This is a genomic window from Coriobacteriia bacterium, assembly GCA_016649875.1.
In the GTDB taxonomy this organism is placed as follows: Bacteria; Actinomycetota; Coriobacteriia; order WRKU01; family JAENWW01; genus JAENWW01.
In genome coordinates, this window is the sequence record JAENWW010000001.1 from 98,845 (window position 1) to 112,876 (window position 14,032).

The following is a 14,032-nucleotide window of genomic DNA, read 5'->3' on the forward strand; positions in this document are numbered from 1 at the left end:
TCCCCTAGGGCCAAAACGAGTTGGCGATTTGCTCATCGAGCACCGTCGAAGTCGTCCCGTGCCCGGGATAAATACGCGTGGTATCGGCAAGAGTATCGGATAATTTCTCAAGCGATGCCGTCATGGCGTTTTCATCGCCGCCGGGAAAATCAGTGCGTCCGATTGAACCGGCGAAAACCGTGTCGCCCGAAAAGAGATGATCTATTTCGAGTTCATCATCGTGAATCAGCAGGCACATACTGCCGGGAGAATGCCCCGGGGTCAAAATAACCTTGAATTTCAAGGCACCCACTTCGATTTCGTCGCCATCCTCGACCCTGAAATCAATCAAAGGTACCGGCGTATCGAGCCCGAATTCATGTCCTCCCGTGCCGATTTCACCGGCAATGAACTTTGCTTCGGTAGCCGAAATGTAAGTGAACGCTCCACAATCGTCTGCAACCTCATCGGCCGATCCGACGTGATCGAAATGCCCGTGGGTTAAAATAACCGCCCCGACATGGGGGTTTTCAAAGCCGAGTGAACCGATCTTTGCACAAATTGCGTCGGTGTCGTCACCAGGATCGATGATTGCCACGTCCCCCGCCCGGTTTGACACCACCCAGCAGTTTGCCGAGAGATGACCGACAACGACTCTGTCTATTCTCATATATCCACCGCTCATTTCTTTTTCGAAGTTTTTTCGCCCGGCATCGATCGCCGAGCCTCGAAGACACCGTCGACACCACGAAGATCATTCACGAGAATATCGAGGCGCGACATTTCTCCGATTTCAAACAGGAACCTCATGTCAACGATGCCGTCTTTGTGACATGTCGTGGCCGAAGACAATATATTGACCCCCGATTCGGCGATATGCATCGTCACATCTTGCAAGAGACGAAGCCTATCGACAGCTTGCACGAATACTTCCACGTGGTAGGTCGTCTTCGCCTCGGCATCCCAAAAGACATCTATGAGTCTCTCGGCACTCGAGATGAGATTGGCTGCGTTCGGGCAATTGGCGCGATGGACGGAGACGCCCCGACCACGTGTCACGAATCCGATGATTTCATCACCCGGAACCGGATTGCAACATTTCGCAAGTCTCACGAGCACGTGATCGATGCCCTTGACGACTACTCCGTCGCTCGGTCGGGGACGATGCGCGTGGCGCGGAGGTGCCATCGCAATATCCGGCGTCAGAGGCTGTTTGTCTTGCTGAGAGGCGACCTCGCTCTCATCGATCAGTCCTTCTTTGGTCATATTTTTCAGCACGCGAGTCGCAATCAGCTTTGCCGAAAGTTTCCCTGCTCCGATTTGGATGATCAGATCCTTATACCCGGCGAAGTTCATCTCCTCGGCAAGCGCATCGAGCGTGCGCTCGATTTGTTTGTTGGCTAAACCGAGCCCGTGTTTGCGAAGCGATTTGAGAAGCTCATCATGCCCACGCTGAAGATCGTCTTCGCGCGTTGTTTTAGCCAAATAACTCTTTATCTTGGATTTTGCAGAACTTGTTCGCACGATATTGAGCCAGTCGCGCGAAGGGCGCGCATTCTTGTTGGTGAGTATCTCGACTCGGTCGCCCATCTGCAACTCCGAGGCAAGTGGCACGATTTGCCCGTTCACCTTTGCGCCCACGCAGTGGTAACCGATTTCAGTGTGAATGACGAAAGCCAAGTCCAGGGGCGTCGCGCCACGCTTGAGCGACCGAACGTCTCCTTTCGGGGTGAACACGAATACTTCCTCTTCGAATAAATCGACGCGCAACGCGTCCATGAACTCTTTGGGGTCTTTTAAGTCCGTTTGCCAATCGAGCATCTGGCGCAACCATGCAAGTCGTTCATCAAACGACTGGTCCGGTTGATGATTTCCTTCCTTATATCGCCAATGCGCCGCAACACCGTACTCTGCCATGCGGTGCATTTCCTCGGTACGGATTTGTATTTCCAGGGGACGCCCCGATGGTCCGATGACCGTCGTATGGAGCGACTGGTACATATTGAACTTCGGCATAGCCACATAATCTTTAAAACGTCCGGGCATCGGTTTATATAAACTGTGCACGGTGCCCAAAGCACCGTAGACGTCCTTGACCGAGTCAACGATTATTCGCAGGGCGATCAAATCATAGATTTCGCTGAAATCTTTGCCCTTGTTGATCATTTTTTGATAAATGCTGTACAAATGCTTGGGACGGCCGGCAATTTCGGCCTCGATATGAACGGATCCGAGTTCCGATTGAATCTCTTTCATCACTTGTGCGGCATATGCTTCGCGTTGGTCGCGGCTCTCTCTGACCATACGCGAAACTTGCTCGTATTTAACGGGATCGAGATAGGAGAAAGCGAGATCTTCTAGCTCCCATTTAATCTGTGAAATCCCGAGGCGGTGAGCCAGCGGCGCGAAAATATCCATCGTCTCACGCGCTTTGACCAGTTGTCTCTCAGGCGGTAGCGCGCTGAGCGTCCGCATATTGTGAAGACGATCGGCGAGCTTTACGAGGATGACTCGAATATCGCGTGCCATGGCGATGAGCATCTTGCGCATGGATTCGCTTTGTTGCTCCGAGTGGGTCGCGAAGTCGATTCGTCCCAACTTCGTAACCCCGTCGACCAAAGAAGCCACTTCCTCGCCGAACTCGCGCGTAACATCGGCAAGCGATACATCGGGTGAATCTTCGACCGTATCATGAAGCATCGCAGCTTGAACCGTGACCATATCCATGTGGAGATCGGCGAGAATGAGCGCCGTATTGAGAGGATGGGTTATGAACGGCTCACCGCTTTTGCGCTTTTGCCCTTTGTGAGCATTTTCTGCGAATTCGTAAGTACGCCGCAACAAATCGATATCCGCTGCAGGATTGTTTTCTCGTACCCGTTCTTCAAGTTGTCCGTAAATGGCATTCATAATGAAATTCTAGCTCATTCTCATTCGCATCGGATATCGCCCTACTTGCTCGGCAGAATCGGTTTATTGAATCTTTCGAGAAGTTCTTGGTCTTTTGCCGTCGTCACCCAATCTTTGAATTGGGCGAAACTTTCGATCTCATCTCGACCCTCACTGTAGCGCGTGCTTGAGTTGAGATCGAGTTTCTCATCGGTTGGGACGACTTCAATTCTACGCGCCGAAGAGTGACCTGTCGTCTTCACAAGACCGAGTTCACGAAAAACACCGAGTCCGGTCGACACGGATTGCTCGTCGATTCTTCCCTTGTCCTTTGCAATCCATTGCGCAGCGCGTTCTGCGATGTCGGCGTTGGTCAAGTTGAACGCGGGACCGTCTGCGTCTTGTGTATCTTTGAGTGTTTTGTAGACCGCAGCCAACGCATCCCTTTTCGGCGCAAGTGAGCTCAGTATCGATTCGTTGATTCGGCTGTCGCGGTCACCGAACAGCAGATGAATCGTCGCTTTTCGTCCGTCTCTACCGGCACGACCCGCCATCTGGTTGAATTCGATGTCGCTGAATGGCATATGATACAAAACCACATGTCGGATGTCGGGAATATTGACGCCCTCTCCGAATGCGGAGGTGGCTATACACACGAGCATCTCATCGGTTCGAAAGCGTCGTTCGATTTCGTGCCGCACCGCTTTTTTCAGTCCCCCGTTATAAAACGCCGTCTTCCACGCGAGTTCGGGAACTGCCTTTCGAATGGCACGCGCGAGTTTGACGGATTCTTCGCGAGAGTTCACATACACGACCATTTTTTCGCCGCGATGAGCCAAATCGAGCAAATAGGATTCTTTATGCTCGCAGTTGCGAAAATCGGCAATCACCATATTGTCGCGAACAGTGGGGTCGAGTACACGCTCATGAATATCGAGCACTTCGGCAATCTGGTCGGCAACCTCATCGGAGGCCGTCGCCGTCACCGCAAGCGTCACGGGAGGAGCGGTTGTGCTCAACGATGCGATGGCTTCACCGAGACGTGCGTATGCCGGTCTGTTGCCGGCACGAGCTTGCGCTATATGGTGCGCTTCGTCCACGACGACGAACCCGACTCTGTTCGCTCGTGCGAATTCATCGCTGTGAAACGAGAGAAACTCCGGCGTCGTCAAAATGATATCGAGTTCTCCGCAGCGAAGCTCTTCAAAACTCTGCGCCCGAGTGCTCTCCGAACTCTCGCCGGTGACGACGGCGACTTTCAATCCGAACTCGAGGAAGGCATCCTCCAGGTGAAACGCCTGGTCGGCCACGAGAGCACGAAGCGGATACACGAAGACGCTTGCCCGGTGATGAAGCAGTGCGATTTTGGCGGCATGTATATGGAATATGAGCGATTTTCCGCGCCCGGTTGCCATGACCGTGAGAACATTGCGACCGGCATCGAGCTTACGCAAAGATTCGATTTGCGCACTGTGAAGCTTGTTCTCCCCGATGAAATGATGTCTGAGACATTCTTCAAGCCGATCTTGAGGCATCGTTTCGAATTCGGCTCTGCGGCTGATGCGATACGTATTCTTTTCTTCTTCGAGTACCGAGGCGTCCACCCTCGACAGTCGCACGTTCACACCGAGTGATTGCCTCTCCTCTCGACCTCCGGTGATGTCTGAAAGCTCGATTTCATATTTTTCACCCGCGTCGATTGCCGGAGCGAGTTGAGCTGCGAGATCTTTGTTGAGAAAGCCGATTTGCCGAGCCAGTCGCGGGGAGTACACCCCTATCGCATTGTCATCGAACTCATTGAGGGGGTCGCGTTTGAGCTCGAGGGAATCACCGATTTCAAGCAGTGCGATTGCTTCTTGTCGTCCCTCATAGGTGACACCGGAAAGTTTCGTGAAAAATGCGGCGGCGTCGAGAATGCCGGCATACTCTTTTCGGACGAACGTCTCTTCGGCATGATCGAACAACTCCACCAGAAACTCCCTTTCGGGAACATCCGATTCTCGCTGCACCTCGTGAAGTTCAACGAGGTTTCGCACCATCAGCTGAATACGCTCACGACCCTGCCAATAATCGATTTCGAACCGATAGACGACGTCTGCACAGGTCACGTCTTGCACGACGTGGGAGACTTCCGGGCAGCGAAAGCATATCGCCGGGACCTGACTCCCGTTTTGAGACGCCTGAAACTTCAAGTGTTTGGCATCTTTACCCACGACGCACGCATTTTTGATGTCCACCGCATGAGACATCAAGGTCGGTCGAGGATTGGCCTCGCCGAAGGGTTCGAGCCGCTCGAGTTCGTGCGCAACCGCGATGCTCAACTCATCGATTCCCGAAACTGCATCGATGGTATCGACGGTATCGTAGGCATCGTCGGGTAACGACTCAAGGTGCGAATAAAGCGCACTGCGAAAATCGTCGATGTTCTCAAGCGATACGGCCAGCCCCGCAGCTCCGGCATGTCCCCCGTAGCGCATGAGATGCCCGCTGCACGCCTCCAGCGCTTTAAACAGATCGATGGTACCGACCGAACGCGCCGAGCCCACAGCGACTCCGTCCTCAATCGAGCACAATATCGTCGGGACGTTATAGGTATGAGCGACCCTTGAAGCGACGATTCCTTTGACTCCGTCGTGCCATCCCTCTTGTGCGAGCACGATTGCCGGCTCTCCCCGGTACGATTTTTCTAAAAGATCAAAAACCGCCTTGGACATTTCGCCTTCCACAAATTGGCGGGCCTTATTGTGCTCGTCTAGTATCGCGGCCAATTCAGCCGCTTCGGCCGGTTTGTCGGTCATAAGCAGGCGTAGTGAATCGACCGGACTTGCCACGCGTCCGGCTGCGTTGAGACGCGGAGCGAGATTGAAGCTGATCTTTTCAGCGGTCATGTTTTCATACGAAGAGCGTGCGACGGTACATAGCGCTGCAATGCCGACATTCGGGTCGAGCCGAATCTTTTCCACTCCCGCAGCCACCAGTGCCCGGTTCTCGCCGGTCAAGGGCATGACGTCGGCAACGGTGCCGAGTGCCGCAAGATCGACGAGACCCCGCCAAACACACGGCAACTTGACGAGCCCGCCGACCGCCTGCACGAGCTTGAGCGCCACCCCCGAGCCGGAAAGATCGCCTCCGTCCGCTCTATAGTTTTCATCGAGCTTCGGATCGCATACGGGAATACCCTGCGGAATCAAATCTCCCGGTTCGTGGTGATCCGTGACGACCACATCGATTCCCTTTTTCAACAAAAGATCGACTTCGGGCGCCGCCGAAATGCCACAGTCCACGGTGATAACGAGGTCGGCCCCCGTTTTAGCGATTCTATCGACGGCCGATGCGCTCAAACCATAGCCGTCTTCGAGACGAAGCGGCAACACCGACTCGACATTCGCACCGAAAATCCTCAATCCGCGCTCAAGCGTAGCGGTGGCGCTGACCCCGTCGAGATCGTAGTCCCCGAATATACAGATATGTTCGCCGTTGTCGATGGCGCGCACCACTCGATCGGCGACTTGATCCATGCCCGGAAGCGCGAAGGGGTCTTTCCAGTCACGCTCCAAGGAAGGTGTGGTGAATCTTTCGACCGCCTGCGAGTCGGTGAATCCACGCGCCGCGAGAATACGGGCAAAGAGATTCGATATGCCGAGCTCGGTTTCGAGACGACTTACAACGTCACCTTGTACTGAAGGAGTATTGAAACGAGCACATACGTTCTTTTGCCCGTATACCTTTTTATTTACTTTTTCCATAAGACCACTACGCAATCGGTTTCGCTTATACCACTCCATGATAACCGAGAGGGCCGACATTTGCATGACGGCCCTCTCGGCAAACGATGTTTATAGAGAGAAAAACGCTATACCGATGCCGCGTCCTTTTTGCCGTACTTCTTCCGAAGCGCGACATACTTGGGCTCGGTCTCTTTCCACATGGCATACAGAGGAGCCGCGACGCCGATCGATGAATAAGCCCCGATGAACAGGCCTATCGTGAGCGCAATCGCAAAACCGTTGAGCACCTCGACGTTCATAAAGAGCATGACGAGAACGGGAAGTAACGAGGTGACCGTCGTGTTGATCGAGCGGGCGAACACTTCGTTGATCGAAAGGTTCGCCATTCCCATAAACGACATCTTTTGCAAATTGTCGGTGTTTTCCTTGATTCTTCCGAAGATGACGACGGTGTCGTACAGGGAATAACCAAGTATCGTGAGCAGCGCCGCGATGGTCGAAGTGGAGACCTCCGCGCCTAACAAAGAATAGATGCCGAGCGTGATGAGCACGTCATGGAACAGCGCGGCGACAGCCATCAAAGACATCTTATATTCGAATCGTATGCTGATGTAGATTAAAATGGCGATGATCGATATGGCGAGTGCCGTCAATGCGGAACTCGTCAGTTTCTTACCCCAACCGGCGCCGATGGTCGAAATAGAAAAATCCTTGACATTCATTCCGAGCTTTTCAGCCGCCGCAGTCGCATAGTTGTTCGCCGTATCGGGATCGGTCGTCGTGGACCTCACCAAGTAGCCCGATGCGTTCGCCGACCGAGATGTTTGAACGGCGACGTTGCCGAACTTCGCGCCTTCAAAAGCCGAGCGCACCTCCTCGATGCTCTTTCCCTGTCCGTTGCCAATGGTGATGACGGTGCCGCCTTTGAAGTCGATGCCGAACTGGAGTCCGCGAATCGCAAGCGATCCGATTGAAATCAGTATGAGAACGATTGAAAAAGTGAAGAAAACTTTTCGAAGTCCCATGAAATCAATATGATACTTAGGCATGTGCACCGCCCCCTTTCTCATCCTTAGCAGGTTTTGACAGTCCCCAGACCTTAGGAGCTTTCGACATGAAGTTCGAAGTAAGAATCAAAATCGGCCGCTTGTAAAGAACCATCATGAGAATATCGCAACAAATTCCGATGCCGAGCGTCAAGGCAAAACCTTTGACTGAGCCCGCTGCAAACATGTAGAGCACAACTGCCGAAACGAGCGAAACCATGTCGGCATCGATTGAAGTCTTCATGCCGTGTAAGGTTCCCGAGTCGGCTGCCGCCTGAATCGATTTACCTATGCGCACTTCTTCTTTATAACGTTCGTTAATCAAAATCGAGGAGTCCGCCGCCATACCTATGGTAAGGACGACGCCGGCGATACCCGGTAGTGTCAGCGAGAACACGCCCATTTTCGACATTATAGCTAAAACACCCATGAACAGCGAAGAGAAGACGACAAGCGCACTCGCCGTAACGACTCCCAGCCCACGGTAATAGCCAATCACGTAGAGACCGACGAGAATGAGACCGATCATTCCGGCGAGAACGCCCTTATTCAAGGAGTCTTGTCCGAGAGTCGGGCCGACTATGCGCGCTTCGGATTGAGCCAGTGTGACCGGAAGAGATCCCGAAATCAAAACGGTTCTCAACGACTTGGCTTCGGCAGTGGTGAAACTACCCGATATCTCTGTCTTACCGGTGGTGATGGCGCTTTGCACGGCAGGCGCGGATTTGACCGTCCCGTCCAGCACGACGGCCACTTGCTTGCCGATGTTTTTGGATGTGTAATCCGCCCACACTTTGGTGCCGTCCGAATCCATCGTCAAATCGACGACGATATTTCCTTTGGTGTCTTGACTGACGGTCGAATCCTTGATGGTCCCGCCGTTCAACTTCACGCCGTTGAGCTCGATGGCTTTAAACGTACCGTCTTTGAGTTTCACATTTTTATCCCCGGCTTGAACAGCCGCCAACGTCGTCGTATCGGTAATCGAGGAAACATCCACGAACTCGAGTTGTCCCGTCTCGCCGAGAACTTTCAACGCAGCTTGGGGATCGCTGATACCGGGAACTTGGATGAGAAGCGAATCGGCACCCTGTCTTTGGACACTTGCTTCCTTGACGCCGAGTCCGTCAACGCGATTTCGAATAATCGACTCAGAATTGTCCATCATGTCCGTCGTGAGTGTCTGACCCGCCGAGGGCTGCGCCGTCAAAATGACAGACAGTCCACCTTGTATGTCGAGACCCATGGTTATCTTCTTGGCGGGAGGCGAAAAAAGCGCCCACGAACCCGCGACAAGGACAAGAGCGAGAATCAGCATAATCCAATTCTTTTGCTTCAAATCCATTCTTCTACCTTTCCTGTTGCAGCTGAATTACGCGCAATAACTGTCTCATTATAGCCGTTTTTGCCAGTTCGTCGACCTATTTACCTACCATTTAATAGTCATTGTTCGCCGGCGAAGTGCGCCAAGCGCCCAAAAACTGCGCATACCTGTTCTCTTCGATCGCCTCACGTGCCTTCGCGGTCAAATCGAGCAAGTAGTACAGATTATGCTCGGAAAGCAAAATCGAGGCAAGCATCTCCTTGGACTGGACGAGATGACGAATATAGGCACGTGAATAATTTTTACATGTTTCGCATTCGCACCTGGGGTCGAGCGGCGAAAAATCATGTGCGAATTTCGCATTACGCATATTGAGGCGTCCTTGGCTCGAAAACGCCGTGCCCATCCGCGCGGTTCGCGTCGGCAAAACGCAATCGAACATATCGACTCCCATTCCTATCGCCTCGAGTATGGTCGTCGGGTTCCCCACGCCCATCAGGTAGCGCGGTTTATCCTCAGGCAGCGCATCACACACGGCAGGCAGGGTTTCAAACATCATCTCGTGTGACTCCCCGACGCTGTAACCGCCGATTCCGTATCCGGGAAAATCGATTTCCCTCAGGCGGGCGATCGAATCGAGGCGCAAGTCCTCATGGACACCACCCTGCACGATGCCGAATAGCGCCTGGTCCTCGCGTGTGTGGGCGACCTTGCATCGTTTCGCCCAATCGATTGAGCGGTCGACAGCCCCCTTGACAAATGATTTTTCCGCCGGATAAGGCGCACATTGGTCGAGTTGCATGATGATGTCGGCACCCAGCAACTGCTGAATACGCATATTTTCCTCGGGAGTCCAATAGTGCCAAGAGCCGTCGACGATGGAGCGAAAACGCACACCGTCGGCATCGAGTTTCAGCGTGTCGGCCAGAGAGAATATCTGGAATCCGCCTGAATCCGTCAAAATCGCATGATCCCAATTCATGAATGTGTGAAGCCCGCCGGCCTCGGCCACCAGCTCTACCCCGGGGCGAAGATAGAGGTGATAGGCATTTGCCAGTAGAACTTGCGCTCCCAGTGTTTTAAGCTTGGGCGTTTGAACGCCCTTGACGGTGGCACGGGTGCCTACCGGCATGAAAAGCGGTGTCTGCACGGGGCCGTGTGCCGTGTGCATGACCCCGCGGCGAGCATGTGTGTTCGCATCGGTGGCGATGAGATCGAAAGAAAAACTAGTCACGGATACATTACATCCTTAAAGGGGTTCGAAGGGGCTGTGTCTCTCACTACGTCTTGCGTCAAATGATGAGCATGGCATCCCCGAAGCTCAGCATTCTATAGCGCAACGCAACCGCCTCCTGATAGGCGGACATGATGTTTTCTCTCGTGGAAAAAGCACTCACCAACATCATCAGAGTCGATTTCGGAACATGAAAGTTGGTGATAAGCCCGTCGACTACGCCGAAGCGATAGCCGGGCAAAATGTAGAGCGATGTCGGTTCACCGACCGCGACAAGCCGACCGCCTCCGGTTTTATAGGCACTTTCGAGTGCGCGTGTCGCGGTGGTCCCGACGGCGATGACCCGCCCGCCACTTTGTTTAACTTGCTCGATGATGTCCACGGTTTCTTGCGGAACTTCATAGTATTCGGTATGGATATGATGCTTCAAGGGGTCGTCGACCGATACCGGGCGGAATGTTCCGAGCCCGACGTCGAGCCGGACTTTGGCGATGATTATTCCCTTTTTACGTGCGCGTTCCAACAGCTCCTCTGTGAAATGGAGCCCGGCAGTCGGCGCGGCGGCACTGTGCTCATCACGGGAGAACACCGTTTGATAAAGCTCCGGATCGGCTATCTTTTTAGTGATGTAGGGAGGCAACGGCATCTCCCCGAGTTTGTGGAACGCATCGTTCACACCGATTTCGCCCGTCGATTCAAAGGCAATCTCCCGCGTGCCCTCATCATCGATTTTTCGGACGGTCCCCTTCAAAATGTCGCCGAATTCCAAAACCTCCCCCGGGCGGGCTTTTCTCCCCGGCTTCACGAGACATTCCCACACGCCCTCCTCGAGCTCCTTGAGCAAAAGCACTTCAACGGCCCCCCCGGTCTGCTCACGTCGACCGTGCAACCGCGCGGGAAGCACGCGCGTCTCATTGACCACAAGGCAGTCTCCCGCTTCGGAATATTCGAGGATATCGCAAAATGTCGCGTGAGAAGTTTTTCCGCTTGCGCGATTCAATACGAGCAGCCGACAGGAATCTCGAGGAAACGCCGGCTCCTGAGCGATAAGCTCGGTGGGCAATGCATAATCGAAATCATCCGTGCGCACGATCGCGCTCCTTCTTGGTCTGTTTTTTGAGTTTGTTGAGTTTTGCTTGGGCGGCTCGTTCGGCTTTCAGCATATTTTTTTTGGCGGCAGCCTGTTCGTGCTGCTCCTTTGCCTCGAGTTGCGAATAGTGACACCCACAGTACTTTTGACGATACATGCCGAGTTCCTTTGAGAGCGTCACACCCTCCGCATACAAGTCGACGAATGTACGATTCAAATAAGATATACCGTTTCTTTGTGCCGCCGCTTCTCCTGCCGCGTGTATTTCTTCATGATGTTGATAGGGACTGACGGTCAAAGTGGTTGCGAACACATCGGCGCCCGCTTGTGCAGCCCACCTCGCAGTGTGCTCCAGACGTATCTCGTAGCACGCCTTACAACGATCGAGCCCTCGAGAACTTTTTATGGCATCCTCCCACAAGGCGGGACTATATTCGAGCTCCATGAACTCCACGCCGTGTTCTTCCGCGTACTCCTCGACATACCTTTTGCGCAGTTCATACTCTTTAAGCGGATGTATGTTCGGGTTGAAGTACAGAATGGTCACGTGTTCGAACTCCTCGAGCATTTTTTCGAGAGGTTTGAGCATGCACGGCGCACAGCAAACATGCAAAACGAGATGCGACATCAGCGATAAACACTTCTTTCTTCCCGTAGACTCGGTCGATGCATGGGGAGGATTAGAAAAACATCGACCCTATAGAAAATGCACCGAATACGATAAAAATACAACCGGAGATTCGGCTGATGAGCTTTTGCGGGAGCTTTTCGCCTACAATTCGGCCGATGAATATGGCAATCGCATCGGCGGCGACCATACCGAACGTCGAGCCGAGGGTAACCGCCCAGAACTGATGTGTACGCGTCACCTCGACCGCTTTGATACCCACATCGCGCATCCATGCACCGATGCCCGATCCGAACACATGCAGATACGCATTGAGCGCGGCGCTCGGATCGGCGGCGATGGCCAGCGTCATCAGTTGCGTCTTGTCGCCAAGCTCGGAGATGAAGAACGCGATGAATATCGCGATAATCGGTCCGTATGCGGACGCTCCCCCTTTTTCGACATCCTCCTCGTCGACCTTGTCCCCTCGCAGGGTCCATATACCGAACCCGATGAAAAGAACGCCCGACACCCACGGCATGACACCGGAGGGGATGGCGCTTCCTATCCACTGTCCGAACAGCGCCGTCACGAAGTGCACGGTGAAAGTGGCCGCGGTAATACCGATGAGCACCTGCCACGTCTTGTACTTGGTCGCCAAAATGAGCGCCAACAATTGGGATTTGTCTCCCAACTCACCGATGAATATCAGCAGAAATGCGGTGAGAGCAATGTATATCATCGTTTCACTACGGCGGTATCCATACCTGCGATCCTAAAGCTCGAAGCCGAGTTGGGCGGCAGTCGCCTCAATGGTATTTTGCATCAGCATGGCTCGTGTCATTAAGCCGACCCCGCCTGGAACCGGGGTGATTGCACGCGCGATCGGCTCGACCGCCGAAAAGTCGACGTCGCCGACGAGGCCCTTATCGGTGCGATTGATTCCCACATCGATGACGACCGCGCCTTGCTTGACATAGTCGGCATCTATCATTTCGGGACGCCCGATGGCGGCCACGAGAATATCGGCTCGCTTACAGACTTCGGCTAAATCTTTCGTGCGGGAATGACAAACGGTCACCGTGGCATTGCGCTCGAGTAACATGAGCGCTTGAGGCTTGCCGACTATCGTCGAACGCCCCACCACCACCGCATTTTTGCCGCTTGGATCGATTCCATACTGATCCAAAAGCCGCATGATTCCCCAGGGAGTGCACGCGCGGGGCGCCTTGATTCCACGCACCAAACGGCCCAAATTTTCCGGATGAAACCCGTCGACGTCTTTAGCGGGGTTGATTCGCTCGATGACCTGCTCCTCATCGAGATGTGCGGGCAACGGCATTTGCACCAAGATTCCGTGGATCGAATCATCCGAGTTCAAGGTATCTATGAGCTCATTGAGCTCCTCTTGCGTCGTCGATGCCGGCCTGCGACAGTCGATCGAGCGAATACCGCACTCGACGCAATCGCGTTCTTTACTTTTTACATAGGTTTGCGACGCGGGGTCATCTCCGACCAACACGACGGCAAGGCCCGGAACAACGCCCGTCTCACATACGAGTCGCGCCACCGAGACGGCGACTTCCTCTTTCACCAATTTCGCCGTGAGTTTTCCGTCGATAACAATTGCCATGACAACTCCTTAAATTTTTCGTGAATTTGCTATCAGAAACGGTTACTTACCTATTAAACGAGTATGCTCGTACCTGTAATCAAGTGTAGCATTCTCTCCCTTTTAAGTGCATGTACGAGACGAGAAATAAGGAGGAACCATCATGTCAGAACTTCCCATCACCCAGCCGATTCACAGCGTGGATGATCTCACATCAGCCTCGGATTTCGAGCGCAAACACACCCCGCACATCACCATCGCCACCATCGAGGGACGAACCCACATCACCGTGGAAACCGGGTACTATGGCGAGCACCCCAATGAGCCCGGCCACTTCTTCGACTTCATCGATATCTTGCTCAATGAAGTACCCATCGCCCACTTTCGCGGAGCCGCCGGTCTGGTCGAGCCCCAAGTAAGCATCGTTATCGGCGATGAAATCGGTTCAGAGGTGACCGCGCTTGCAAGTTGCAACCTCCACGGAGTCTGGAAAGCCTCCGAAAAAATCACACCGGAAATTTAG

11 protein-coding genes are annotated in these 14,032 nt (G+C 53.6%); 1 reads left to right on the forward strand and 10 read right to left on the reverse strand.

The annotated features are described in order from the left end of the window. Positions 1–4: 4 nt before the first annotated feature. From JJE36_00465 to folD, 10 genes are all read right to left on the reverse strand, one after another. Positions 5–649 (reverse strand): MBL fold metallo-hydrolase, encoded by a 645-nt coding sequence (locus JJE36_00465; protein ID MBK5210792.1) that lies wholly within the window; start codon positions 647–649, stop codon positions 5–7. Between the two features lie 11 nt (positions 650–660). Next, positions 661–2,889 (reverse strand): bifunctional (p)ppGpp synthetase/guanosine-3',5'-bis(diphosphate) 3'-pyrophosphohydrolase, encoded by a 2,229-nt coding sequence (locus JJE36_00470; GenBank protein ID MBK5210793.1) that lies wholly within the window; start codon positions 2,887–2,889, stop codon positions 661–663. Between the two features lie 41 nt (positions 2,890–2,930). After that, entirely contained in the window at positions 2,931–6,614 is a 3,684-nt protein-coding gene (recJ, locus tag JJE36_00475; GenBank protein ID MBK5210794.1) for a single-stranded-DNA-specific exonuclease RecJ, read from the reverse strand. A gap of 107 nt (positions 6,615–6,721) precedes the next feature. Next, on the reverse strand, positions 6,722–7,645 hold the full coding sequence (gene secF, locus JJE36_00480) for a protein translocase subunit SecF (protein ID MBK5210795.1): 924 nt from the start codon (positions 7,643–7,645) through the stop codon (positions 6,722–6,724). Further along, positions 7,638–8,987, reverse strand: coding sequence for a protein translocase subunit SecD (gene secD / locus JJE36_00485; GenBank protein MBK5210796.1), 1,350 nt, complete (start codon positions 8,985–8,987; stop codon positions 7,638–7,640). Before secD ends, secF begins: the two co-directional genes overlap by 8 nt. A 91-nt stretch (positions 8,988–9,078) precedes the next feature. Beyond that, positions 9,079–10,200, reverse strand: coding sequence for a tRNA guanosine(34) transglycosylase Tgt (gene tgt, locus JJE36_00490; GenBank protein MBK5210797.1), 1,122 nt, complete (start codon positions 10,198–10,200; stop codon positions 9,079–9,081). Positions 10,201–10,258: 58 nt separating this feature from the next. Then, positions 10,259–11,290: a tRNA preQ1(34) S-adenosylmethionine ribosyltransferase-isomerase QueA gene (queA, locus tag JJE36_00495; protein MBK5210798.1), complete on the reverse strand. Its 1,032-nt coding sequence runs from the start codon at positions 11,288–11,290 to the stop codon at positions 10,259–10,261. Further along, a complete protein-coding gene (locus tag JJE36_00500) occupies positions 11,277–11,879 on the reverse strand; it encodes an epoxyqueuosine reductase QueH (protein MBK5210799.1) in 603 nt (200 codons plus the stop codon). Before JJE36_00500 ends, queA begins: the two co-directional genes overlap by 14 nt. A gap of 91 nt (positions 11,880–11,970) precedes the next feature. Beyond that, positions 11,971–12,639 carry a TMEM165/GDT1 family protein gene (locus tag JJE36_00505; protein MBK5210800.1) on the reverse strand — a complete coding sequence of 223 codons (669 nt, stop codon included), beginning with the start codon at positions 12,637–12,639 and terminating at the stop codon, positions 11,971–11,973. 33 nt (positions 12,640–12,672) lie between these two features. Beyond that, positions 12,673–13,530 (reverse strand): bifunctional methylenetetrahydrofolate dehydrogenase/methenyltetrahydrofolate cyclohydrolase FolD, encoded by an 858-nt coding sequence (folD, locus tag JJE36_00510; GenBank protein MBK5210801.1) that lies wholly within the window; start codon positions 13,528–13,530, stop codon positions 12,673–12,675. Between the two features lie 142 nt (positions 13,531–13,672). Between folD and JJE36_00515 the strand changes: the two genes are divergently transcribed. After that, the gene (locus tag JJE36_00515; GenBank protein MBK5210802.1) at positions 13,673–14,032 is read left to right on the forward strand and encodes a hypothetical protein; all 360 of its coding nucleotides are present in this window, start codon (positions 13,673–13,675) and stop codon (positions 14,030–14,032) included.

What these genes read in the sequence shown, in the direction of transcription:
- JJE36_00465 (MBK5210792.1), bottom strand. Translation starts at nt 649, where the DNA reads ATGAGAATAGACAGAGTCGTTGTCGGTCATCTCTCGGCAAACTGCTGG.
- JJE36_00470 (MBK5210793.1), bottom strand. Translation starts at nt 2,889, where the DNA reads ATGAATGCCATTTACGGACAACTTGAAGAACGGGTACGAGAAAACAAT.
- recJ (MBK5210794.1), bottom strand. Translation starts at nt 6,614, where the DNA reads ATGGAAAAAGTAAATAAAAAGGTATACGGGCAAAAGAACGTATGTGCT.
- secF (MBK5210795.1), bottom strand. Translation starts at nt 7,645, where the DNA reads ATGCCTAAGTATCATATTGATTTCATGGGACTTCGAAAAGTTTTCTTC.
- secD (MBK5210796.1), bottom strand. Translation starts at nt 8,987, where the DNA reads ATGGATTTGAAGCAAAAGAATTGGATTATGCTGATTCTCGCTCTTGTC.
- JJE36_00500 (MBK5210799.1), bottom strand. Translation starts at nt 11,879, where the DNA reads ATGCTCAAACCTCTCGAAAAAATGCTCGAGGAGTTCGAACACGTGACC.
- JJE36_00505 (MBK5210800.1), bottom strand. Translation starts at nt 12,639, where the DNA reads ATGATATACATTGCTCTCACCGCATTTCTGCTGATATTCATCGGTGAG.
- folD (MBK5210801.1), bottom strand. Translation starts at nt 13,530, where the DNA reads ATGGCAATTGTTATCGACGGAAAACTCACGGCGAAATTGGTGAAAGAG.
- JJE36_00515 (MBK5210802.1), top strand. Translation starts at nt 13,673, where the DNA reads ATGTCAGAACTTCCCATCACCCAGCCGATTCACAGCGTGGATGATCTC.